Below are 23,404 nucleotides of genomic sequence, written 5' to 3'. Positions count from 1 at the left end.
ACGGGCGTCTGTCCTTCCTTTATTTATGACGTTCTTCTACTCCACCTTTCCTTTCACTTGATCGATTGCGTGGTAGCCATAGCCTTTTCGGTTCCAGAAGGGTGCTGCCGGCTGCGTGCGTCCCGCCGAGTCGGTCGCCTTCGACATGATGGTGTATTCCCCTTTTACTTGATACGTTCCATTCGATTGACCACGGAATCCAAGCATAGCCTTTCGGATCGTGGCTTTCCATCGAGGCTTCCCTCCACGTGTGACCTTGATCTGTGCTGACTTTAACGGAGGTGATCGAACCTGCGCCAGTCCATGCAATTCCCCTAATAGTGTGAGTGCCAGTATCGAGGATATCCATATGGAGCGGCTGCTGGATGGTCGAATGGACCTGAAGAGTTGTAACAGGGGACGAATCTACGTCATTGTCTTTGTGCGGGTAATAGACATAATCAATTGTCTGAAATGGTCCGGTAAATGGGGAGCCAATGACGCTGATTTTCTTTATGCCCAATTAAACATAGAAAAAGATAGTCTACCGACATCCGTGAGTACACTATCTTTTTCTCATTTTTCGAAGGATAGAAGCCCATCAGAATGAAATTAGAAGACTTTCCGAGAGCGTTCTGCATCCGTTATCATCGGTTTGAAGCTTGCTCGTTCAGGGGCTCTGTGCTCGGCTGAACTGATCCTATGGAAGAATATTACCAGCTGCGCGATAAATTTCGTACCATTCTTCGCGTGTGAGTCGGATCTCGCTAGCCTTGCAGCAATCCTTTAAGCGCTTAAGGTTCATCGTGCCGATCACTGGCTGCATGTTGGCTGGGTGACGAAGCAGCCAGGCAATCGCAATGGTTGTATTGCTCACCTCATACTTTTCTGCTAGTTCATCAATCTTTTTGTTCAGCTCTGGGAACGAATCATTCCCGAGGAAGACTCCTTCAAAAAAGCCGTATTGGAACGGGGACCAAGGCTGTATCGTCACGTCGTGTAGACGACAATAATCAAGCACACTACCATCTCGGTTAATCGCAGACTCGTTTTCCATGTTTACATTGATTCCGCTAGAGATCATGGTCGCGTTAGTGATACTTAATTGAAGCTGGTTAGCTACTATCGGTTGCCTCACAAACTTTTTTAGCAATTCGATTTGCATCGGGTTTTGGTTCGAGACCCCGAAGTGCCGCACTTTACCTGAGCTTTCTAGAAGATCGAACGCTTCTGCTACCTCTTCCGGCTCGACTAAAGCATCTGGTCGGTGTAGCAATAAAACATCTAAATAATCGGTCTTTAACCGTTGAAGGATTCCATCCACTGATTGTAAAATGTAATCTTTTGAAAAATCGAATCGTCCTTCACGAATGCCGCACTTGGATTGAAGAATGATCTTTTCCCTAACGGCCTCGTTCATTTGAATCGCATCTGCGAAAATTTCCTCACATTCCCCGCCACCGTATATATCGGCATGATCAAAAAAATTTGCTCCTTGTTCGAGCGCCGTTTGGACAAAGCGTTCAGCCTCTTTTTTGCTGATGGCGTTTATCCGCATGCAACCGACTGCGACAACAGGTACTTCTAATGAACTGCTTCCTAGTTTAATCGTTCTCATGATTGAATCAAAAGCCTCCTTCAAATTTCTAATTGTAGATGACATCCCGTTAAACGAAGCGCTTTCAAAACGGAGACCCGGCGAAAAGTGGTGAGTGTTTGTTTGCAGAGTTTGTTAATATTCGCTAGAAAACAAGAAGATTCCTTCTTTTCGCTTCATTTTTTTAATCCAATTGGTCCGAGTCATTCTAGTGATTTGTTTACAACCTACAAATAAAGCGCTTTCATTTTTGTTGTTAACTACAAATCAACAACATCGTGATTGTGGTAAAATAACACTCGTGTACTTCATGATCAGGTGTTATTTCAGCGGGAGTGAACAACGATGGATGTTTTGAAGATGTTAGAGCAAATCAATGGTGTGTTATGGGGACCACCTAGCTTAATATTGTTGTTTGGGACAGGCTTATTTTTAACGATTGTCTTAAGAGGATTGCAATTTCGCCGACTTCTCTATGCTTTTAAGATCGGATTTGGTAAAGAAGATAGCAAGGATGCTGCAGCTGAAGGAGATGTCAGTCATTTTAAAGCATTAATGACAGCGCTTGCGGCTACGATCGGAAACGGGAACATCGCTGGAGTGGCTACCGCTATTACACTCGGTGGACCTGGAGCGATCTTTTGGATGTGGATTGTCGGCTTACTCGGAATGGCGACAAAGTATGCAGAGGCTCTTTTAGCTGTCAAGTACCGGGTAAAGAACGCAAAAGGTGAGTATTCAAGTGGTCCGATGTATTATATTGAACGAGGGCTCGGTCAGAAGTTTAAATGGCTGGCAATTGCCTTTGCGTTCTTTGGTGCATTTGCCGCGTTAGGGATTGGGAACAGCGTCCAATCAAATACGATTGCGGATGTAACGAAAAATAGCTTTTCGATGCCCCATTGGCTGACAGGGGTTCTATTGGTGGCCTTAGTCAGTGTAATCGTGTTCGGTGGAATTCAACGAATTAGTACGGTAGCCAGCTTCTTTGTTCCGATTATGGCGTTTCTTTACATGGGAGGAGCTACGCTCATATTAATTTTAAATTACGACATGATCCTTCCAGCGTTTGGGCTTATTTTTTACTATGCGTTTAACCCGGTTGCCGCAGCCGGTGGATTCCTCGGAATCGTCGTCTCAGAGGCCATCCGTAATGGAGTGGCGCGCGGCATTTTTTCAAATGAGGCTGGTTTAGGAACTGCGGCTTTAATTGCTGGCAATGCTAGGGCCGACCACCCTGTGAAACAGGCGCTTGTCGCAATGACCGGTACGTTCATCGTGACGATCATCGTTTGTACGATGACAGGCTTAACCCTTCTGATCACAGGTTTTTGGGATCCGTCGGGCGGGCTACTTTCCGGGGTTGCTCATGATGCCACACTGGAAGGCGGAGCCCTTACGAGTGCGGCCTTTGGATCGGTTCTCGGTATTGTCGGTGAATACATTGTGTCGTTCTCTGTCATTTTCTTCGGCTTCTCGACGATTGTCGGTTGGTATGTGTACGGAGAAAAGTGCTTTGAATACTTAGTGGGCTCAAAAGGGATTGCAAGTTACCGCCTTGTGTACATTGCGGCTTGCGGAATTGGAACGGTTGCTAATCTTAGCACTGTTTGGGCATTCGCGGATATGGCAAATGCTCTTATGATGATTCCAAACTTAATCGGCCTATTGCTTCTCTGGAAAGTGATTGTAAACGAGACGAATGATTATTTTACGAACTTTTACCGAGAGGCGGAGCTGGCACGATCGGCAGGAAAACCAATCAATCAATAAATAATATACCCGATAGAGAAGCTCTGCCTAAGGCGGGGCTTCTTGTAATTTAAAGGCACCACCACGCCTATTATTGAACGAAGGAGGTGTCCTGATGATGGCTATAGGTACTAAAAAAAGAAATAAATAAGGACGATTGTGATAAGTCACATGAACTTAGCCATCACTTCACAAGTGGTTATTCATTGCCATTCAATTCCGCTATAGTGCTTTTACATCGATTGATTGAATAAACTGTACAAATGCTTTCACGATGTTTAACTGCAACATGTCGTTATGATAATACATCCATGTTTTGCGAGTAATTGGCTTTCCTGAAGGGTGGTGTAGCGGTTTAATGATAAGCTCAGGGTACGGACGGACAACAAGGTTAGCGATAATGGCGTAGCCCAAGCCATGAATGACCATTTCTTTGCACGTTTCGACTTGATTTACTTGGATCGTAACGTTTGGCTTTTGTTTATACTGGTTGTACCACCACTGATCGACGATGCTCTTCATTTTTTCATCTGTATGATAATCAATCCGAGGGAGTGTGGGGAGATCTTCCCAAGTGAATTCCCACGGCGCTGCAATGCAGATTTCTTCCTCGTAAAGCAAATGCTTCGTTTCATTCCAAAGGTAATCCCCTTTTATAAAGGCAATGTGCACATCATGGTTGAGAATAAGCCGGTGCATTTCGCTGCTCCAACCAGTGACCACTTGAAATTCGACATTCGGATACGTTTGTTTAAAAAGGCGAAGCAATTTTGGCATTTTATTAAGAGCGAAAAAATTGGACACGCCCACCCGAATCGATCCAGATACTTCTTCGCTCATATTATGCAATTGTTCTTCTATCTTTCGTTGTTCAAGTAGCATTTTTTTTGCGTGTAACGCTAACTTTTCGCCTTCAGGTGTAAACGTTACTCCCCTTTGCTTACGAATAATAAGCTGCACACCGTAGTAGCTTTCTAATTTTTGCAATCGAGACGTTATGGTGGGCTGCGATAAAAAAAGGCGCTGAGCCGCTTTCGTAATATTTGTGGTGTCATACAAGGTCGATAACATTTCCCAATCTTGCATTCTCATGGAACACACCCCTTTGTTATTGGAAAAATTTATGGTTATTCATTAAAATTATATATTTTTCCAATCTTGGTTTCAATTTTATAATAGGTATATAGAAATGATTGGATGAAATAAGGAGGGTGTTCATGAGCATAAAACAGCCGTTCGTTCCTGGTTTAGATCGCGTGATTGCAGCAGAGACCGCGATATCTTTTCTTGATACAGAACGAGAAAAGATTATTATTAGAGGTCATGACTTAATTGATTTATCCGTAAGCAACGATTATCTAGACGTCGTTCATTTATTATTAGACGGAACATTGCCAAATGCCTCAGAAAAATCCGCATTGGAAGACACGCTGAAGAAACATTACGACATCCCTTCATATGTCATGGAAATATTGAGTTTGTTACCGGAGACAACACATCCAATGGACGGCTTACGCACAGGATTGTCAGCGCTTTCTTCGGTTGACAAAGAGATCGAGAGTCGCTCCACTGAAGCAAACAAAGCACGGGCTTATAAACTGTTAGGGAAATTGCCAGCTATTACGGTAAATAGCTACCGGCTTATAAACGGTCTAAAAACGGTACAGCCTGATCCGACTCTTTCATATAGCGCCAATTTTCTTTACATGATCACCGGGAAAGAGCCAAAGCCATTTGAAGTGAAGATTTTTGACCGGTCTTTACTTTTATATAGTGAACATGAAATGCCTAACTCAACGTTTACGGCTAGGGTCATTGCTTCAACCCATTCTGATCTTTATGGAGCATTAACAGGGGGAGTCGCTTCATTGAAAGGGAATCTTCATGGTGGTGCCAATGAAGCCGTGATGTATATGTTACAGTCGGTTGATTCAGCTGCTGAGTTCCAGCAATTAATCCAGAAGAAGCTAGTCAATAAAGAAAAAGTAATGGGCTTTGGTCACAGAGTTTATATGAAGAAAATGGACCCGCGTGCACTAGAAATGAAGGAATCCTTAAAGCAGCTGTGTGAGAAAAAAGGAGATTATTCTCTGTTAGATAGATGTGAGGCTGGAGAAAAAACGATGCTTGAGGAAAAAGGATTGTATCCGAACCTAGATTACTATGCAGCACCTGTCTATTGGATGTTAGGGATTCCAATTGAATTATATACACCCATATTCTTTACAGCCCGAACAGCTGGTTTGGCCGCACATGTCATGGAACAGCATCAGAATAATCGTATTTTCCGTCCGCGAGTAAGTTATATCGGGGAAAGCTACTAAGCAAAGGGGGATCAACATGGTACAAGTAAAAGATGAGAGAACGACAGATATTTTGTTAGAGCAGATCGCAGATTACGTCCTTCATCATGAGATTACAAGTGAGGAGGCTTTTTCGACTGCTCATTACGTATTAATCGACACGATTGGGTGCGGAATTCTAGCATTAAACTATCCCGAGTGCACGAAGCATCTCGGACCAATTGTTCCAGGAACGATCGTCCCAAGAGGAACAAGGGTGCCAGGGACTTCTTACGTGTTGGACCCTGTCCAAGGAGCGTTTAACATTGGCACAATGATTCGCTGGTTAGATTATAACGATACGTGGCTTGCTGCTGAGTGGGGCCACCCATCGGACAATTTGGGCGGGATATTAGCCGTTGCCGATTTTATCAGTCAAGAGAACCTTTCAAAAGGCAAGGAACCATTAAAGGTCAAAGACGTCTTGGAAATGATGATTAAGGCCCACGAGATTCAAGGAGTACTAGCTTTAGAAAACAGTTTAAATCGTGTAGGGCTGGATCATGTATTGTTTGTAAAAATTGCCACGACAGCCGTCGTAACGAAAATGCTTGGAGGAGATAGGCAAGAAATCATCAATGCATTATCGAACGCATGGATCGATAACTCGAGCTTACGTACGTATCGTCAAGCGCCTAACACGGGCTCACGTAAATCATGGGCTGCTGGTGATGCCACAAGCCGTGCCGTTCGTTTAGCGATGATGGCGATAAAAGGAGAGATGGGCTATCAAACAGCTTTAAGTGCACCGGGCTGGGGCTTTCAAGATGTGTTATTTAATAAACAAAAACTCGTATTGAATCAGCCGCTTGATAGCTATGTGATGGAAAATGTGTTATTTAAAGTGTCGTTTCCAGCTGAGTTTCATGCGCAAACGGCAGCAGAGGCTGCAATAGAGCTACATCCTGAAGTTAAAGGCCGTCTCGATGAGATTGACCATATTACGATTTCAACTCATGAGTCTGCCATTCGGATTATTGATAAGAGGGGTCCATTATATAACCCTGCTGATCGGGATCATTGTCTGCAATATATAACAGCAGTGGGATTATTAAAAGGAGCAATTGTGGCGGAGGATTATGAGGATGAGGCCGCAGCAGATCCTCGGATCGATCGACTTCGGGATAAAATGGTCGTTACAGAAAACAAAGACTATACGAAAGATTACTTAGACCCGAAAAAACGATCTATTGCCAATGCAGTCCAAGTTCATTTTAAAGATGGAACTTCAACAGCTAACATTGAACGCCAGTATCCGTTAGGCCACCGCTTTCGGAGAGAAGAAGCTGTTCCAAAAATAGTGGAAAAATATGCAGCGAATTTAGGAACGCACTATGCAAAAAAACAACTAGAGCAAATTGAAGCGGTTAGCTATGATTATGATCGGTTAGCAGCAATGAATGTCAATGAATTTATAGAGTTATTTGTGAAGTAAATAAGGAGGACACGAAAATGGCGTGGATCGTCGAGCAACCGAAATCACAGAAGGAATTAGCTGACCGGTTTAGGCAGCTAATGAAAGAAGAAGCCATTTTACAAATCCCTGGTGCCCATGATGCGATGGCTGCACTCGTTGCTAAAAAGGCTGGCTTCTCGGCCCTCTATTTATCGGGTGGCGCCTATACCGCGAGTAGGGGCTTACCGGACTTAGGGATTGTGACGTCTACGGAGGTTGCTGATCGGGCAAAAGATCTTGTGCGGGCAACCAATTTACCGGTCCTTGTAGATATTGATACTGGATTTGGCGGTGTTTTAAACGTAGCTCGTACTGCACAGGAGATGTTAGAAGCAAATGTGGCCGCTGTTCAAATAGAAGATCAACAGCTACCGAAGAAATGTGGCCATTTAAATGGGAAGCAGCTCGTTTCCAAAGAAGAAATGGAGCAAAAAATTCAAGCGATTAAAAAGGTGGCACCCACATTAGTGATTGTGGCTAGAACCGATGCTCGAGCAAATGAAGGGCTAAATGGGGCGATAGAACGGGCAAACGTCTATATTGAGGCTGGAGCGGATGCTATTTTCCCAGAAGCATTACAATCGGCCGAAGAATTTCGCCTCGTGGCGGAAAATGTATCTGCGCCATTGCTTGCAAATATGACGGAATTCGGGAAAACTCCTTTGATGACCGCAGGAGGATTACAAAATGCAGGCTTTCAAATGGTGATCTATCCAGTTACGTCATTGCGAGTGGCTGCCAAAGCCTATGAACGAATCTTTCAGTTAATAAAAGATGAAGGAACTCAGGAAGCCGGTATAGAAGATATGCAAACAAGAAAAGAACTGTATGAAACGATTTCGTATGATGATTTTGAAGCACTGGACAAAAACATCGCCAAAACAGTATTAGGAGAATAAAATTTTAGGACTACACGGAGAAGAGGAGGCTCTCTTGTGTAGTCTTTTTTAACGATATAATGTATCTGCATTGACAGTCAATTAGAGAGTCTCTGTAGACGGAAGGGAAGTCGAACAGGGGTTGATATTGTGAACACAAAGACGCGTATATTGTATAAAGCAATTGAGCTGTTCAACGAGTTAGGTGCTAGAAAAGTATCGACAAACCATATTGCTGAAGCTTCTCTCCTTCCTTTTGTCTCCGTATCTTTCTTTTCAATAAAGTTCAGGAAACAAGCGGCCACTTTGTTCAAAATGGCCGCTTGTTTAATTTTGAGTATTTACTCTAAAATCAACACATTACTTCTACTGTAAAACCACCAGGAGCCTCAACATAAAATTAAGGTTTAAGTTTAACAAGACAACTTTGGCAGGAGATTTTTGCTTATGGCTCTCTTCGAATATAGTTCGTCATCATATTATTCATTCTTAGCATGTTCACGTCTATTGGGCTTTTGGCGGTCGCTGGGGCATTTAACAACCTTTTTATGCAAATTAGTTAGCGGAACACCGAGACTTACCGAGCACGATGAAATAAATGGCGTTCTCCACATAAATTGAAAACCTTGGAGTGGGCACCAGCTGATGTCCCTTCGATTGATAAACTAGTTCATATTATATCGTCAAACAACTCCTATTCTCATGATGTTAGGATGCAAAAGATACAAACATTATTAAATAAAAGTATAGACATTTAAAATTAATTGATTATAATTATAGGAGAGTGAAAGCGCTTATCATAAAAAAGGAGCTGATTGTAATGAAAAAGATTTTATTGGCTTGCAGTTCGGGAATGTCAACAAGTCTTTTAGTGACAAAAATGGAAGAGTACGCAGCATCCATCGGAGATGAGGTTAAGATTTGGGCAGTTGGACAGGATCAGGCGAAGCGGGAAATGGCGAACGCCGATGTAGTACTGATCGGGCCACAAATGAGCTTTTTAAAAGGGGAATTTCAAAAAGAAGCGGAGCAATATGGCATTCAAGTGGATGTCATTGACATGATGGCATACGGGATGGCAGATGGCAAAAAAGCATATGAGCAAGCCTTGTCCCTCATAGGAGGACGTTAATGGAAGCGATTGATTTTGACCAATTATCGAGTGATCAAATTCCGTTTATGATTATTCTCCATAGCGGAAACGGGAGAAGCAAAATACTGCAAGCATTGCGGGAGTATCGTGAAGGGAAGGAAGCGGAAGCAAACGACCTTCTCGTGGAGGCGGAAAAGGATTTGAATGTAGCTCACGAAATTCACTTTAAGCTCGTACAACAAGAGGCTACTGGAGAAAAAACGGAGCTGTCCTTGTTGCTCATGCATGCAGAGGATCATCTAATGTCTACGTTAACAATGAAAGATTTAGTGAAAGAGTTGTTAGAGATTTTCAAAATGAAAAAGTAATCATTTGAATTGGAGCGAACGTCCCATGTTTGAAAAACTAAGCCGTTATTTGGTACCCCTCGCCGGTAAATTGAACAACAATCGGTATTTAACCGTGTTGCGAGACGCATTTATGTTAGCATTCCCATTGACGATTTTTGGTTCTATTTTTGTCGTTTTAACGAATTTACCATTCCTTGACCAGCTCATGAATGAAGGAGCTCTTGCTACATTTCGAGAAAGTTTTAGCATTGCTTCTTCTGCCACGATGGGAATGATGTCTGTGTTTGTGGCTTTCGGAATCGGGTATTATTTATCGAAGAGTTACAATGTGGAAGCGATCTTCGGTGGGGCCATCGCCCTTGTCTCGTTTTTCATTTTAACTCCTTTTATGGTGGAAACGGAAGCTGGCGAAGTGGTTCAAGGTGTTATTCCGTTAGATCGGTTGGGAGCTAAGGGGATGTTTCTTGCGATGATGACCGCTTTTCTTTCGGCGGAAATTTACCGGCGCATCGTTCAACGGAACATTACCATTAAAATGCCTCCGGGGGTTCCGCCAGCTGTTGCGAAGTCCTTTGCTGCGTTGATCCCTGCTGTATTGACCTTAACCGTTTTTCTAGCGATTAATGTTTTCGTTTCCCAGCTGTTCCATACGAACATGCACGATGTGATCTATCAAGCGGTACAAGCGCCGTTAGTAGGGCTCGGAAGCGGAATTATCCCGACGTTAATCGCCATATTCTTTATTCAGATTCTTTGGTTTTTCGGCTTGCATGGCCAGGTCATTATAAACTCGGTCATGGACCCTATCTGGAACACACTCATGATTGAAAATTTGGAAGCGTATACGAACGGGGAACCCGTCCCGAATATAATTTCCAAGCCATTTATCGAGATTTTTACGGTTGGAATGGGTGGAACAGGGATGACACTAGCCGTTGTGTTTGCCATCCTTCTGTTCATGAAAAGCCAGCAGTTGAAGCAGGTCGGAAAGCTTGGGATCGGACCGGGATTATTTAACGTAAACGAACCAATTATTTTCGGGCTCCCGATTGTGATGAATCCGCTCATCATCGTTCCGTGGATTTTGTCGCCCATGATCGTGACGTTAGTTACTTACTTTTCAATGGCCTCAGGGCTTGTTCCTCCACCGACAGGTGTTGCTGTTCCTTGGACCGTCCCGTTTTTCATAAATGGGATTATGGCAACCAATTCGATTGCGGGGGGGCTACTGCAACTTGTTAATCTAATGATTGTGTTTATGATTTGGTATCCGTTCTTAAAATCGATGGACCGATTTAATCTAAAGAAAGAACAAGAAGAAAAAAGCGCTGCTTAAAGGGGAGATGCCTTGTATGACAAAAGATACTGTTACTTATCGCTTTCCAGAAGGGTTTTGGTGGGGGTCTGCTACCTCCGCAACGCAAACAGAAGGAGCGACTCATCGTGATGGGAAAGGAAAAAATATTTGGGATCATTGGTACGAAGTTGAGCCGAGTCGCTTTTTTCAAGGTGTCGGCCCACAAGACACGTCTCAATTTTACGAGCGGTATAAAGAAGATATTCAATTAATGAAAGAGGTCGGGCACAACTCATTTCGTTTTTCCATCTCATGGTCAAGGCTTATTCCCGATGGACGAGGGGAAGTGAACCCTAAAGGAGTAGAGTTTTATAACAATGTCATTGACGAACTGCTAGGTCAAGGGATTGAACCTTTTGTTAACCTCTTTCATTTTGACATGCCGATGGAACTTCAAAAGATTGGCGGCTGGGCAAATCGCGAAGTTGTCGATGCATATGAAGCTTATGCGAAAACATGCTTTGAACGATTTGGGGATCGCGTAAAAAAATGGTTTACGCATAACGAGCCGATCGTTCCGGTAGAGGGAGGATACTTGTACGACTTCCATTACCCGAACGAAGTAGACTTTGAAAAGGCGATTCAGGTAGGTTATCATACGGTGTTATCAAGTGCAAAAGCGATTAGGGCTTACAAACAATTGAATCAGGGTGGCAAAATCGGGATCATTTTAAATTTGACTCCTTCCTATCCGCGAAGTAATCACCCTGCGGACTTAAAAGCAGCAAAGATCGCAGATGCTTTTTTTAACCGCTCCTTTTTAGACCCGTCGGTTAAAGGGGAGTTCCCAGAAGAGCTCGTTCAAATCTTGAAAGAAGAAGGCTTTATGCCTATTATAGAAGAAGACTTAGAGATTATTCGCCAACATACGGTGGATCTGTTAGGTGTGAATTATTATCAACCGAGACGTGTGAAGGCAAAAGAGACCCTCCCAAATCCGGATGCACCTTTTATGCCAGAGCGCTATTTTGATCACTACGCGATGCCTGGTCGGAAAATGAACGTTCACCGTGGATGGGAAATCTACGAAAAAGGAATTTATGATATTCTCATCAACCTGAAGGAACATTACGGAAACATTGAATGCTTTATTTCCGAAAATGGAATGGGGGTTGAAGGAGAAGAGAAGTTTCGTGATGAAAATGGTGTGATCCATGATGACTACCGAATCGAATTCATCCAAGATCATTTAAAATGGGTGCATCGGGCGATTCAGGAAGGCTCTAACGTTAAGGGGTATCACCTATGGACGTTTATGGATAACTGGTCCTGGGCGAATGCCTATAAAAACCGCTATGGGTTGGTGTCTGTCAATTTAGACAAGAATGGGGAACGGACAATTAAAAAGAGCGGAAAATGGTATAAGACCCTTTCGGAGAATAATGGATTTTAAAAGATGGTCGACCCTGACCATCTTTTTTTACGGATCAATCAAAGTCTTTTGCAAAAGGTGGGTGGGGATGCGATGAAAAAGTACGAGGCCATTTCAATGGAAATAAAAAAGAGAATAAAAGAAAACGACTATCCTGTAGATCAACCGATACCAGATGAAATCTCCCTTTCAAAAGAGTTTGGCTGTAGCCGGATGACGATGAAAAGAGCGCTGGACATTTTGGTTATGGAAGGGCTTCTTTATCGAAAGCGAGGGCATGGGACGTTTATTGTTCAATCGGCCATCCATACGAGCCGTGTCAATGTACTGACCAATGAAGTTAAAGGGTTGTCCAATTTGTTAAAGGATAAACAGGTAACGAGTAAAGTAATCCAATTTAATGTGGAGTTTCCAGCGGAAGAAGTGGCAGCCCATTTAGCCATTGACCAAAAAACGCCAGTCTATCATATTATCCGCTTACGGCTCGTCGACGGTGAGCCTTATGTGATAGAGAAAACGTACATGCCGACCCCGCTCATTCCAGGGATTAATGATGAGGTGTTGCACGGCTCGATCTATTCTTATCTGATTGACAAGTTAGGGTTAACGATAGCCGGATCTCACCGGAAAATTCGTGCCTGTAAAGCAGAGGCGTTAGAGATAGAACATTTGCATTGTGAAGCGGATGATCCGATTTTGGAAGTGGAACATGTAGGTTTCTTAAATAATGGTGTGCCGTTCGAATATTCCTTTTCTCGTCATCGGTACGATAAATTTGAGGTGACGACCATCAATATGAAACGGTCCTAGTGAAGGCGTGGACATGTTAGCTAGGATTGAAGCTTGTGGACGAAATTTGTAGTGCAAGTAGGGTGGAGAAAGGATAAATTTCAGATGCAATTCAAATTCCTACCACTGTTCCACGTGAAACAGTTGGCGAAATGATTCGGTTATTCTTAGCGTATGAACTTGAAGCCATAGAATCTGCCCTTTGGTCCATAGTGTATAATCATTTGTCAGAACAGTTAAACGATGATGTGTGTTACCTGAGTTTTTATCGTCTATTGTCAGCTCAAGCTGATGGGGTCGGCGGGCATTACAGGCACGTTACTATTTGCAAATCATACATTACAGGAAGAAAAAACATGAACCGAATGGGGGAGACTGTATGTTGCAACCGATTTTTTTAACACCTGTGTTTAAGGAGCGTATTTGGGGAGGGACTCTGCTTAAGCAGGAGTTTGGCTACAATATTCCATCCGATAAAACGGGAGAGTGCTGGGCCATTTCTGCTCATCCGAACGGCTCCTCTATTGTTGCTAATGGCGAATTTATTGGAAAATCATTAGCAGAGCTTTGGAAGGAGCAGCCGCAACTATTTGGAAATCCTTCATCAGACGTGTTTCCGTTATTAACGAAAATTTTAGACGCCAATATGGATTTATCCGTGCAGGTTCACCCCGATGACTCATATGCCAACAGCCATGAAAATGGGGAATTAGGAAAGACGGAATGCTGGTACATCCTTGATTGTAAGAAAGATGCAGAGATGATATTAGGTCACCATGCAAAAACGAGAGAAGAATTAGAGAAATGTATTGAAGATGGGGCATGGGATGATTTATTGCGAAAGGTAAAGATCAAGCCGGGAGATTTTTTTTATGTGCCGAGTGGGACGATCCACGCACTATGCGAGGGAACGCTCGTCTTAGAAACTCAGCAAAGCTCGGATACGACGTATCGCGTGTATGACTACGACCGCCGAGATGAAGCGGGAAATTTACGGGAGCTTCATTTAGAGAAGGCGATTGACGTAACGACAGTGCCCCATCAAGATCCAGACGTCTGTCCAAAAGTGACGATAAAAGACCAAGCCGTTGTGACGACGTTTGTAGAAACGGAGTTCTTTTCCGTCCATAAATGGGACATTCACGGACAGGCTTCGTTCTCTAGTGAGGATCGTTATTTACTAGTAAGTATCATTGAAGGAACAGGTAGGCTTACGTATCAAGGGGAGAGATACTCTTTTGAAAAAGGGGTCCACCTCCTAATCCCAGTAGGGTTTAATGATTTTAACATTGAAGGCCAATGTCAATTGATCGTTTCCCATCCTTAAAGGGCAGCAGAGCTGTCGTTGCCCATATACGCAAGTCTAAACAAAAAAGCCCTTCGGTTGTGCTAAAATGCACGTCGAGGGGCTTGCTTTATCACTAGTTACACTTTAAATTTGCTAAGGAGTTCACGCAAATCGGTAGCCATTTGGCTTAAATATTGAGCAGAAGAGGTTACCTCTTCCATGGTTGCCAGCTGTTCTTCAGATGCGGCAGCTACATCTTGGGCGCTATCAGATGTATTTTCCGCGATGACGGCAATTTCATTGAAGGAAGCAGAAACTTGCTCGACCTCTGCGGAAATTTCCTCAGAAGTAGCAGCCATTGACTCAATTTGCTCCGCCACTTGGTTAGTTGATTGAATAATTTCTTGGAAATGGGTTTTCGTCTCGTTGGCAACGGTTAGGCCATCTTTCACTTCTTCCATGACCCCATTCATTGCCGTACTTGTCCGATCCATCTCCTTCTGAATTTCTACGACAATTTCAGAAATTTGCTGTGATGAATGTTGAGAGCTTTCCGCTAGCTTTCTCACTTCGTCTGCCACGACGGCAAAGCCTTTTCCGTGCTCACCTGCGCGAGCCGCTTCAATCGCTGCATTTAAAGCGAGTAAGTTCGTTTGCTCAGCAATCGATGTGATGACATCTAAGATGTTGTTAATCTCTTTAGAGCGTTCAGCGAGCATCTTCGTAATTTGAACAGAATCGGTGACAGACTCATGGATTTTGTTCATCGTTTCGACGTTGTTTTCAACCGACTGTCCGCCTTCTTTTGCTTTTTCAATCGTTGAATTGGCCGATTCAGTAATTTGTACCGACGCTTCAGCAATTTGTTGAACACTGGACGAGACTTCTTCAAGGGAAAGAGTGCTTTCATTTACCCCGCTTGATTGTTTCTCTGAGCCACTGGCTACTTGTTGGATTGATTCAGAAATTTGCTCACTGGAACGACTTACTTCCTCAGAGCTTGCCGAAAGCTGTTGCGAAGAAGCGGCTACGCGATCAGCACTATCTCCTACTTGATGAATCACTTCCTTTAAATTGGTAGCCATTTGATTCACATTGTGAGCCAAAATCCCGATTTCGTCCTGTCTTTTAATCTGTAAATCAGAACTTGTTAAGTCTCCACTGGCGATCGTTTGGACGTGACTTGTAATGAGGCGAATGGGCCGGCTCATACTTCTCGCAATCCAAATGGCAAAAAGAACAATGATGACAGTAAAAACAGCCATAATCATGATCGTAATCATTTGAATATGGTCTGTTGCGGCTAAAACGGAAGAAAGGGGAGTAAGGAGATAAATGCCGTATCCTGCTTTTTCAATCGGCGCGTAACTAATCACCATCTCCTCGCCATCCACACGAGTGATAGACGTACCGGACTCTTCTTTTCCTGTTGCAAATAAAGAGACTAAATCACTTTCAATTCCAGACTCCTCCACGGTAATCCCGATGAGTTCATCGTTCGGATGAGCTTGGATGGTATTTTGATCATCGATAAAGATCACTTCATGCTGGTTAAATTGGTCTCCATGTAAATATTGCTCAATCAGTTGCTCAAAATTGATCGATGCGGACATAACCCCTAGTGTCTCTCCAGAAGAAGAGAGAACAGGGGTGGCAACAACGACAATGCGATTCCCGGTTGCATTTGAAATAAGGACACTAGAAATGGTGTCCTGTCCGGCCATCCCATTTTGAAAATATTCCCGATCGGATAGATCAAGGACGCCAATATGCTCCTCATTTGTATGGGCTTGAACAATTCCATCTGCCCCTGTAAAAACGACAGTTTCATAACTATCGTCTTGGTTTTTGATTACATTCATTAATTGTAGCTTGCTTTCTAATCGGTCAGATTGAAGCGCTTCAGAGCTGGCGACAATTTTAATTTCGTCTAGACGCTTTTCAAGCCATTGTTCCATTCCGTCAACGGTACTAACGGTCTGGCTCTCCATTGCTTCACGCTCTTTGGCGACAATCTCGTTTGAGCTCGATTGATACATCATGTAGGACATAATGATGAGAGGAATCAATCCAACGAGTAAAAAATAAACAATAAACTTCAAATTGATGGATTTTCTGAAAAATGAGAGCTTGCTAATCACTTGATCAATCCTTTCTACCTAGTTCATATGGAGTGCAAAACTATCATATCATGAATAATTTCAGAGAAAAACGGAATATTTTTGTAGTTTATAGTAATATTTTACCTAATTATTATTTTATAAAAATTTCATCTAATAGGAAGGGAACAAAAGTTGCTATAAAATCCATCTAAATGAATAGTAGGTTATAATTTAAGCCAGTGATGGGAGAACTACTATTATATCTATATATCGATCGTGTTGAAATGTTTAAAAATTGAATCATTCATTTTCTTGAAGGAATTTAAAATTCTTTAAGATTGTACATTGTTTAATAAAAAGGGTTTAGGTACGGGGGGAGTGGAGTTGGTGACTTATGAATGAGAAAATCAACCGTCAGCTAGTGCGAAAAAGCCGGACGTAGCAGGACGAAGACAGATCCAAGAAGACATTCTATTATGAGCCTTTCTGCGATCGTGGAGGTAGCCTCTTTTTCGTAACCAAGGGGTCGCTTTAAGTGAAGAGCAGCGGCAACGGGTGGAAGAGATGTCCAAGGCAAGTGAGGAGCTTCCCAATTAACCGATAACTTGTAAGCGATGATATAGTAAAAGAAACCAAAGCCCCAGAGAGAAGGGAGCTTTGGTTCGTTGATTACAGGGCGTCTTTAATCACTTTTTTATAATAGAGAACCGATAGAATGGCGAAGATGGAATAGAGAGCTGTATAGAGTAACATGACCATGATCATCGGTGTCCACAATTCGTTGCCAAAGAAAAACCAACCTGATTTGACCGCAAAATAGCTATGGCTAAGGCCGAGCAAAAGCGGGATTCCGAAGTTAAACACTTGCTTTACTCGTATTCCTTTCAGCAAATCTCCTTGGGTAAAGCCAAGCTTTCGTAATATTGTGTAGCTCCCTTTTTCCTCTTCACTTTCGTCCATTTGTTTAAAATAGAGGATGCATCCTGACGTAATTAGGAAGGTGAGCCCTAAAAAGCCGACGATGAACATGGCCAGTCCAAAAGTTTGCTTCTGACTTTGGCTCATTTCAACTTGAGCATATTGAGGTGTTTCACTCGTAAAAGGAGTTTCATGAAATAGAACTACCGCTTCTTGTAGCTGGCGTGCATCTTTAATATCAATGCCGATATGAACCGACGAATCGAGCTGAATCTCCGGATTAATGTCATCTTGTAATTGGGAAAACGTCGTTTCGTTCACGATAGCTAAAGGCAAACCACCACTTGAAAAATAAGTAGAAACGAGATATTCACTGTGTAACCCGATATAGTTTTGCGGGATAACCTTTTGTTTTCCCCTTAGTTCAATGGATCCCGAATCTTTTAACGACATAAATTGTTGCATCATATCGTTATAACCGGTAAAGGCGGCTTCTTCTGGCGCCACGTTCACACTTTCGACTGCAGTATCACGTATGACGGGGAGGATCATAATATCTGAGTCAAAATTAACACCGTCTAGAGGCTCTTCCAAAATGTCTTTAACATAAACTTCCGCTATTAGAACATCAATCACCGTTTCATCATAGGCGATGCCATGCGCATCTAGTGCCTCCTTGAAATATGCTGCATCTTCCATATCTGTTAATGTAAAGTCAGAGGGCACATAATGTTCCGCTGTTTTTTCCGCTGAATAATAGGAAATGTAGCTTAGCGACAGTAAGCCAATAGCGAGCCCTGAGATGGTTGTAATGATCGTCAGTATGAGCGCATTCGATTTCATGCGAAACATGATCGACGATAACGATAGGACATCTCGCACAGCTAAATGGCCGTTTTTCTTTTTTCGGATCAAATTAAAAAGAAACGTAACGGAGCCTTTATAGAAAAAGTACGTCCCGATAATGACCGATCCGAGAATGAAGATCATTGCTATAAAGAGTGTCTCCATTGAGGTAAAGGTGCCCCCGAACAATATCGATGATACAAAGTAGCCGACAAGGATGGAAACAATCCCGAGGATTCCAATGATGACTTCAATCAACGATACTCTTCTCACTTGGTCCTCTGATGATGAAGTAACGCGAAACAGAGACAATATCGTTTGTCGTTTCACAAAGAGATAGTTTGCGAGCAAAATGAGCCCGTAGATCAAAGTAAATACAATCATTGTCTGGACGAGTGCAGGTACTGAAAAGGAAAGGGTTGCGATTCGGTCCAATCCGGTCAGCTTAAACAGGATCATCGTCACAACTTTGGAGATGGCAAATCCGATAAACACCCCACCTGCCAGTGAGCCAAAATAAAGGATCAAGTTCTCTGCACTTAAGATCCGGAATACTTTCCCTTTCGTCATTCCGATCATTTGAAACAAGCCGATTTCCTTACTTCGACGTTTGATAAAAATGTTGTTTGCATAAAGCAAAAATGTAGTCACAATTACAACAAGCAGCACCGAAGCGGTTTTCATGGCGGCAGCCCCTTTAATGCCTTCCTGAACGTCATCCATCGCTGGGTCATATTGCAAGGTGACGAACGCAAAGTAAAGGGCGACGCTAAACATAAGGGCAAATACGTACAGGTAATAGTTCTTCAAATTTTTCTTCAAGTTTTGAAGAATGAGGTGATTAATGGTCATTTTGCACCCCACCTAACACACCTTGTGTTTTCATGATGTCTTTAAAGAAGGTTTGTCGCGATTCGTCCCCTTTATGAAGCTGCGTATAAATTTGCCCGTCTTTAATAAAGATCACCCGGCTGCAATAGCTTGCAGCGACAGGATCATGTGTGACCATCACAATCGTCGCTCTCAGCTTCTCGTTTAATTGCTGTAACTTACCTAATAGATCGGAGGCGGACTTAGAATCAAGCGCACCTGTTGGTTCATCGGCAAATATAATACTCGGTTCATGAATGAACGCTCGTGCTGCTGAAGCCCGCTGCTTTTGTCCACCGGAAATCTCGTTTGGATATTTATCTTTAATCTCATAAATTCCCAATTCTGTTGCAACCTGTTTGAATTTTTCATCTGCTGCTTTTCTCGGAATTTTTGTAATCGATAACGGAAGCAAAATGTTTTCCTTTACGGTCAACGTGTCGAGCAGGTTGTACTCCTGAAAAATAAAGCCTAAGTGCTTTTTACGAAATTGGGCAAGCTCCTTTTCTTTCAACCGTGTCATTTCGCTACCTTCAATTTTTATTGAGCCGTTACTTAGCTTGTCGATGGAAGACAGGACATTCAGGAGCGTTGTTTTTCCTGAACCTGAGGCCCCCATAATGCTGACGAATTCCCCTTTTTCCACACGGATATCGATTCCTTTTAAGACCTCTTGTTTATTTAGCTTAGTACCATAGCTTTTATGAATGTTTGTCGCTTCAAGTATTGCCATGTATTTTCACTCCTTGTCATGTCTAGAAATGGTGAAGCCATCTTTATCGTAAAAGGGTTCCATGTTTTTTTCCTTCGATTAAACGAACAAACAGATAAAAGCATGTGACACTTTTGTCACATGCCGAGCGTCCGGACAAACTCATTTTCTTTCGGGAAGGTCAAGGTGAATGTTGTGCCTTCACCTACTGTTGAGCTTACGGCTAGGTCAATCAATAATGGTTCGGCGACTCTTTTGGCTAAGTATAGCCCCATCCCCGTTGCCCCATTTGTTTGATCGGTTTTCGTTGAAGTAAAACCTTTCTCAAAAATACGAGGAAGGTCTTTCGGCTCGATCCCTCGACCGAAGTCTGTCACTTCAACGACGGTTTTCCCAGAAACCACATCGCTTTTAATGATAATGTCAGACGCTTCACTATACTTGACCGCATTGGAGAGAAGTTGCCGTAAAATGAACGATAGCCATTTAGCGTCTGTCAACACGTCTGTCACTTCTAACTGTAAGTCGAAGCCGATCCCTTTTTGGATGCACCACGATTGCAGTGTCTTGATTTCTTGATGGAGTACACTCTCAAGGTTTACCTTTTCCACGTAAAGGTCGTTTTCCATAAAGGGAATTCGTTTTTGATGGAGCTGCTGATCGAGCAGTAGGTGGATTCGCATCCATTCATACGTGAGCTGGCCTTTAATGGTTCTGTCTTCGAGACGGTCGATAATTAAATGCATCGCCGTGAGCGGTGTTTTGATTTCATGAATCCATGCGAGTAAGTCATCCTTTTCCTGTTCCAACACGGTCTCATGTCGATGGGCTTTCTCTTGCAAGTAGCCGGTTTGTTTAACAATCGTCTGCTCAATGATACGTTCAAACGGGCTTTCGGCGGCAGCTAAATTGGTTACGTCCAAATCTTTGTCCCATTCCTCAAGCTTTCGGTAAAATGTTGTTTCTTTTTTATATCGCACGGCTAGAAAAAAGAAGAAGATCATCGATGATAAAAACACACTATAGAAGACAGGTGCTAACGGGATCGCTGAATCGAGATATGCTATAAAAACAGTGAAGCATTGGAGGAAGATAATGATCAGAATCCAGCTTCCTCGTTCTTTTAAAAAGGTTTTAATCATGGGTGTTCCCATCTTCCTTTGCCATATATCCTTGACCGACCTTTGTTTCAATGTAAGCACCTAATCCGAGCTCGTCCAATCGCTTTCTCAATCGATTGACATTAACGGTAAGGGTATTATCACTAATAAAACGCTCATCCTCCCATAAGCTACGAATCAAATCATCACGGGTGACAATTTTGTTTTTACGTTCAATGAGCCGCTTTAAAATAAAAAACTCGTTTTTTGATAGTTCGATCGATCCGACATGGTTGCTAACTGTATTGCTTTCGTAATCAACGGTCGCGCCGCACCATGTTTTTAGCTGTGTTTGTTCGCTCGTGTAATTATGGACTCGGCGAAGGATCGCTTGGATTTTTGCAACGAGGACATCAAAGTGGAACGGTTTTTGAATAAAGTCATCGGCGCCAAGCTGCATCGACATGACCATATCGGTTGGATGATCGCGTGAAGATAAAAAGATGATCGGGACATTGGAGTGTTGGCGAATTATGCGACACCAATGAAAGCCGTCAAACTTCGGCAACTGAATGTCGATGATCACCAAATCTGGCTTATGGCTCGTAAACTCCTCGATCACCTTTTCAAAGTTACTCACTCCATGGACATCGTAAGACCATTGGGAAAGGCGTTCCTTTATTTCACTAAACAATGTATGGTCATCTTCAATTACCATAATTTTAAACATTTTCGTTCACCACACTTACGCGCTCATTCTTTTTTCATTGTATAGTAAAAAATGGGGATTAGCTATATAGGAAGCGACTTTGGAAAAAAATGATGTCAGACTCCTGAAATCCACCTTATAATTAAACAAGGAATCATGTTTAACGGGTTGGCTAGAGAGAGGGAAGTGCTGTATGAAGAGAAAAATGGTTTTGATGATAGGAGCGGTTCTCGTCAGCGTTTGCGCAGGGTGGGCCATGATTTCGCCAAAATCGTTAGCCATTACGACGGTTAAAATCTATACGACATTGAACTATCATGATCATGATTTAACGTATGTTTCCGTAGAATATGCGAAAGGATTTGGGGATTATTCCGTCGTGCTTAAGGATCGGGAAGGGAGTCATCAAGGCTTTCTTGTGACGCCAAGCTTTTTTCCCGTCATCGTCTCGTACGATCCGCTTGATAACTATTAAAAAGGTTCTTAGTCAAATGTTGGGGTGGCATAGGAGGGCGAGCCCCTCTTATCCTACCCCGAATGTCTGATGTTTGAATTGATGATGCAAGAGAATACGGTTTCGCAAGCGATCATAACGCCGAAAACCAAAGGCATTTCTCTTAATCACCTTCGTTTGATTATTCAGTCCTTCAATAAAACCATTGTTTAAGCCAAACGCGAGGCTATTCAAGATCTCGGTCTGCCAGTTCTTCAGCGTCTGAATGGCTCGGTGGAACTCCTTTAACGGGCTCGCCTCCACTCTTCGGTAAAAGGCGTAGAGACCTTGTTTCACCTCGCTCATTCGTCCTTCCCTTCCTTGCATCTTCGCTTCTTGATACCACTGACGAAAATGTTCTTTTAGCTCATACGCTTCCCTTAAATCAGGGGATAGCTCTAAGTACCGCTCCACCTTCTTCTTTTGCTTATCATCCAGTCCTTCTCTCTCTTTCTGAAACAGATGTTTGATCCGTTTACATCGTTTTCGATGATACGGATGGAACGCTTTTTGCACTCGGCGGCGAACCCCTTCCAGAGCCCAGTAGATGTAACGACAGAAATGGAACGGATCCCCAATGATGAGCGGGTGGCCTAAGGCCTTTTGAACAGCCGACTTGAAGGTATAACTGAGATCCATCACGACTGTTTTCACATGATGACCCTTCTCTTGAAGATATCGTTTAAGCGTATCGGCTTTACGATCCGGTAAGATATCCAGTGGCTTCCGTGTATCTGCATCCGCAATGATCACTTGATATTTCCCCGCATTCGTATCCCCTTTGTAATCATCAATCGCAATCCGAGGAGGAAGGTGATCCACCTTCTTCACGAGGGGGGCCGCCAATTGATCAAACCGGCGCATGGCAGTTGTCACGGACGTTTGGAATTGATTCGCTGTGTCCGTAAAGTTCTTCCCTTGAATGAGCCGTAAGCGAAACGCTTGATTCCATTCTACTGTCTGACGCTGATATCGCTCTACAAAACAGGCTTTCTCCGCAAACCGCTTCCCGCATCTGCACGCGTACCGGCGCTTTCGATAGAATAGATACACCCACCGTTCAAAGAGCTTGAGATGTTGAACTTTTTGGATGCGGTAATCATGGATTCTCTCGGTTCTCTCCCCGCAGGATGGGCAACGATGAGGCGTTCGCGGCATTTCTACATGGAGCGCGATAAAGTCCTCTCGTTCCTCCATCTTTGTGACCTTCACACCTTTTAATCCGGGCAAATCCATGGTAAAATTCATCGTACACGCAGCTCCTATCCTTTCTTTGTTTCTCGGCAATTCAAGGATAATGGATAAAGGAGCCTGCGTGCATTTTTTTTGCCCTCTTTTGTGCAAAAACCCCAACATTTATTGTAGAGCCATTAAAAAAGGAGTCTTCCTCGTTTGACTGAG

20 protein-coding genes and 1 pseudogene are annotated in these 23,404 nt (G+C 43.0%); 12 read left to right on the top strand and 9 right to left on the bottom strand.

The window, feature by feature from the left end; translation table 11 throughout:
* Window positions 1–19: 19 nt before the first annotated feature.
* Window positions 20–349 (bottom strand): hypothetical protein, encoded by a 330-nt coding sequence (locus tag FED51_RS20055; RefSeq protein ID WP_233443859.1) that lies wholly within the window; start codon window positions 347–349, stop codon window positions 20–22.
* Window positions 350–679: 330 nt separating this feature from the next.
* Window positions 680–1,597, bottom strand: a complete 918-nt coding sequence (locus FED51_RS20050; RefSeq protein ID WP_053430057.1) for an aldo/keto reductase — start codon at window positions 1,595–1,597, stop codon at window positions 680–682.
* A 324-nt stretch (window positions 1,598–1,921) separates the two neighbouring features.
* On the opposite strand from FED51_RS20050, the gene FED51_RS20045 reads away from it, so the two are divergent.
* Window positions 1,922–3,349: an alanine/glycine:cation symporter family protein gene (locus tag FED51_RS20045; RefSeq protein WP_053430056.1), complete on the top strand. Its 1,428-nt coding sequence runs from the start codon at window positions 1,922–1,924 to the stop codon at window positions 3,347–3,349.
* A 201-nt stretch (window positions 3,350–3,550) separates the two neighbouring features.
* On the opposite strand, the gene FED51_RS20040 is transcribed toward FED51_RS20045, so the two are convergent.
* Window positions 3,551–4,420: a LysR family transcriptional regulator gene (locus FED51_RS20040; protein WP_053430055.1), complete on the bottom strand. Its 870-nt coding sequence runs from the start codon at window positions 4,418–4,420 to the stop codon at window positions 3,551–3,553.
* Between the two features lie 125 nt (window positions 4,421–4,545).
* On the opposite strand from FED51_RS20040, the gene mmgD reads away from it, so the two are divergent.
* The 10 genes and pseudogenes from mmgD (at window position 4,546) to manA (ending at window position 14,292) form a co-directional block, all read left to right on the top strand.
* Entirely contained in the window at window positions 4,546–5,652 is a 1,107-nt protein-coding gene (mmgD, locus tag FED51_RS20035) for a citrate synthase (protein WP_053430054.1), read from the top strand.
* A gap of 16 nt (window positions 5,653–5,668) precedes the next feature.
* The gene (locus tag FED51_RS20030; RefSeq protein WP_053430053.1) at window positions 5,669–7,105 is read left to right on the top strand and encodes a bifunctional 2-methylcitrate dehydratase/aconitate hydratase; all 1,437 of its coding nucleotides are present in this window, start codon (window positions 5,669–5,671) and stop codon (window positions 7,103–7,105) included.
* A 17-nt stretch (window positions 7,106–7,122) separates the two neighbouring features.
* Complete coding sequence (prpB, locus tag FED51_RS20025) at window positions 7,123–8,025, top strand: methylisocitrate lyase (protein ID WP_053430052.1); 903 nt, start codon at window positions 7,123–7,125, stop codon at window positions 8,023–8,025.
* Window positions 8,026–8,535: 510 nt separating this feature from the next.
* Window positions 8,536–8,672 (top strand): annotated as a pseudogene (locus tag FED51_RS21465) (NUDIX hydrolase); the annotation flags it as partial.
* 152 nt (window positions 8,673–8,824) lie between these two features.
* A complete protein-coding gene (locus FED51_RS20020) occupies window positions 8,825–9,136 on the top strand; it encodes a PTS sugar transporter subunit IIB (RefSeq protein WP_010900046.1) in 312 nt (103 codons plus the stop codon).
* Entirely contained in the window at window positions 9,136–9,465 is a 330-nt protein-coding gene (locus FED51_RS20015; RefSeq protein ID WP_010900045.1) for a PTS sugar transporter subunit IIA, read from the top strand. Before FED51_RS20020 ends, FED51_RS20015 begins: the two co-directional genes overlap by 1 nt.
* A 25-nt stretch (window positions 9,466–9,490) precedes the next feature.
* Window positions 9,491–10,783 (top strand): PTS cellobiose transporter subunit IIC, encoded by a 1,293-nt coding sequence (gene celB / locus FED51_RS20010; protein ID WP_010900044.1) that lies wholly within the window; start codon window positions 9,491–9,493, stop codon window positions 10,781–10,783.
* A gap of 16 nt (window positions 10,784–10,799) precedes the next feature.
* Window positions 10,800–12,197 carry a glycoside hydrolase family 1 protein gene (locus FED51_RS20005; RefSeq protein WP_138090983.1) on the top strand — a complete coding sequence of 466 codons (1,398 nt, stop codon included), beginning with the start codon at window positions 10,800–10,802 and terminating at the stop codon, window positions 12,195–12,197.
* 72 nt (window positions 12,198–12,269) lie between these two features.
* Window positions 12,270–12,986 carry a GntR family transcriptional regulator gene (locus FED51_RS20000; protein ID WP_041821969.1) on the top strand — a complete coding sequence of 239 codons (717 nt, stop codon included), beginning with the start codon at window positions 12,270–12,272 and terminating at the stop codon, window positions 12,984–12,986.
* A 358-nt stretch (window positions 12,987–13,344) separates the two neighbouring features.
* Entirely contained in the window at window positions 13,345–14,292 is a 948-nt protein-coding gene (gene manA / locus FED51_RS19995) for a mannose-6-phosphate isomerase, class I (protein WP_053430051.1), read from the top strand.
* Between the two features lie 98 nt (window positions 14,293–14,390).
* On the opposite strand, the gene FED51_RS19990 is transcribed toward manA, so the two are convergent.
* From FED51_RS19990 to FED51_RS19970, 5 genes are all read right to left on the bottom strand, one after another.
* Window positions 14,391–16,394, bottom strand: a complete 2,004-nt coding sequence (locus tag FED51_RS19990) for a methyl-accepting chemotaxis protein (protein ID WP_138090981.1) — start codon at window positions 16,392–16,394, stop codon at window positions 14,391–14,393.
* Window positions 16,395–17,024: 630 nt separating this feature from the next.
* Window positions 17,025–18,971, bottom strand: a complete 1,947-nt coding sequence (locus tag FED51_RS19985; protein ID WP_053430049.1) for an FtsX-like permease family protein — start codon at window positions 18,969–18,971, stop codon at window positions 17,025–17,027.
* Entirely contained in the window at window positions 18,961–19,722 is a 762-nt protein-coding gene (locus FED51_RS19980; RefSeq protein ID WP_010900038.1) for an ABC transporter ATP-binding protein, read from the bottom strand. Before FED51_RS19980 ends, FED51_RS19985 begins: the two co-directional genes overlap by 11 nt.
* Window positions 19,723–19,838: 116 nt before the next feature.
* Complete coding sequence (locus FED51_RS19975) at window positions 19,839–20,843, bottom strand: sensor histidine kinase (RefSeq protein WP_053430048.1); 1,005 nt, start codon at window positions 20,841–20,843, stop codon at window positions 19,839–19,841.
* Complete coding sequence (locus tag FED51_RS19970; RefSeq protein WP_053430047.1) at window positions 20,836–21,531, bottom strand: response regulator transcription factor; 696 nt, start codon at window positions 21,529–21,531, stop codon at window positions 20,836–20,838. Before FED51_RS19970 ends, FED51_RS19975 begins: the two co-directional genes overlap by 8 nt.
* Before the next feature lie 172 nt (window positions 21,532–21,703).
* Here FED51_RS19970 and FED51_RS19965 point away from each other — a divergent pair, with 172 nt between their 5' ends.
* Window positions 21,704–21,985, top strand: coding sequence for a hypothetical protein (locus FED51_RS19965; RefSeq protein ID WP_053430046.1), 282 nt, complete (start codon window positions 21,704–21,706; stop codon window positions 21,983–21,985).
* Window positions 21,986–22,033: 48 nt separating this feature from the next.
* Here FED51_RS19965 and FED51_RS19960 read toward each other — a convergent pair whose 3' ends face one another.
* Entirely contained in the window at window positions 22,034–23,251 is a 1,218-nt protein-coding gene (locus FED51_RS19960; RefSeq protein WP_138090144.1) for an ISL3-like element IS651 family transposase, read from the bottom strand.
* Window positions 23,252–23,404 lie beyond the last annotated feature (153 nt).

The organism is Halalkalibacterium halodurans (genome assembly GCF_005671335.1).
In the GTDB taxonomy this organism is placed as follows: Bacteria; Bacillota; Bacilli; order Bacillales; family Bacillaceae_D; genus Halalkalibacterium; species Halalkalibacterium halodurans.
The sequence above is the reverse complement of the archived record's forward strand: the minus strand, read 5'-3'. Positions and strand labels throughout refer to the sequence as shown.

Bases quoted from the DNA above. Each gene is read 5' to 3' on its own strand.
- FED51_RS20000 (WP_041821969.1), top strand. From the start codon at position 12,270: ATGAAAAAGTACGAGGCCATTTCAATGGAAATAAAAAAGAGAATAAAA.
- mmgD (WP_053430054.1), top strand. From the start codon at position 4,546: ATGAGCATAAAACAGCCGTTCGTTCCTGGTTTAGATCGCGTGATTGCA.
- celB (WP_010900044.1), top strand. From the start codon at position 9,491: ATGTTTGAAAAACTAAGCCGTTATTTGGTACCCCTCGCCGGTAAATTG.
- FED51_RS20005 (WP_138090983.1), top strand. From the start codon at position 10,800: ATGACAAAAGATACTGTTACTTATCGCTTTCCAGAAGGGTTTTGGTGG.
- FED51_RS19965 (WP_053430046.1), top strand. From the start codon at position 21,704: ATGAAGAGAAAAATGGTTTTGATGATAGGAGCGGTTCTCGTCAGCGTT.
- FED51_RS20030 (WP_053430053.1), top strand. From the start codon at position 5,669: ATGGTACAAGTAAAAGATGAGAGAACGACAGATATTTTGTTAGAGCAG.
- FED51_RS20055 (WP_233443859.1), bottom strand. From the start codon at position 349: ATGGATATCCTCGATACTGGCACTCACACTATTAGGGGAATTGCATGG.
- FED51_RS19960 (WP_138090144.1), bottom strand. From the start codon at position 23,251: ATGAATTTTACCATGGATTTGCCCGGATTAAAAGGTGTGAAGGTCACA.
- FED51_RS20045 (WP_053430056.1), top strand. From the start codon at position 1,922: ATGGATGTTTTGAAGATGTTAGAGCAAATCAATGGTGTGTTATGGGGA.
- FED51_RS19975 (WP_053430048.1), bottom strand. From the start codon at position 20,843: ATGATTAAAACCTTTTTAAAAGAACGAGGAAGCTGGATTCTGATCATT.
- FED51_RS19980 (WP_010900038.1), bottom strand. From the start codon at position 19,722: ATGGCAATACTTGAAGCGACAAACATTCATAAAAGCTATGGTACTAAG.
- FED51_RS20040 (WP_053430055.1), bottom strand. From the start codon at position 4,420: ATGAGAATGCAAGATTGGGAAATGTTATCGACCTTGTATGACACCACA.
- FED51_RS19985 (WP_053430049.1), bottom strand. From the start codon at position 18,971: ATGACCATTAATCACCTCATTCTTCAAAACTTGAAGAAAAATTTGAAG.
- FED51_RS20050 (WP_053430057.1), bottom strand. From the start codon at position 1,597: ATGAGAACGATTAAACTAGGAAGCAGTTCATTAGAAGTACCTGTTGTC.
- FED51_RS20020 (WP_010900046.1), top strand. From the start codon at position 8,825: ATGAAAAAGATTTTATTGGCTTGCAGTTCGGGAATGTCAACAAGTCTT.
- FED51_RS19970 (WP_053430047.1), bottom strand. From the start codon at position 21,531: ATGTTTAAAATTATGGTAATTGAAGATGACCATACATTGTTTAGTGAA.
- prpB (WP_053430052.1), top strand. From the start codon at position 7,123: ATGGCGTGGATCGTCGAGCAACCGAAATCACAGAAGGAATTAGCTGAC.
- FED51_RS20015 (WP_010900045.1), top strand. From the start codon at position 9,136: ATGGAAGCGATTGATTTTGACCAATTATCGAGTGATCAAATTCCGTTT.
- manA (WP_053430051.1), top strand. From the start codon at position 13,345: ATGTTGCAACCGATTTTTTTAACACCTGTGTTTAAGGAGCGTATTTGG.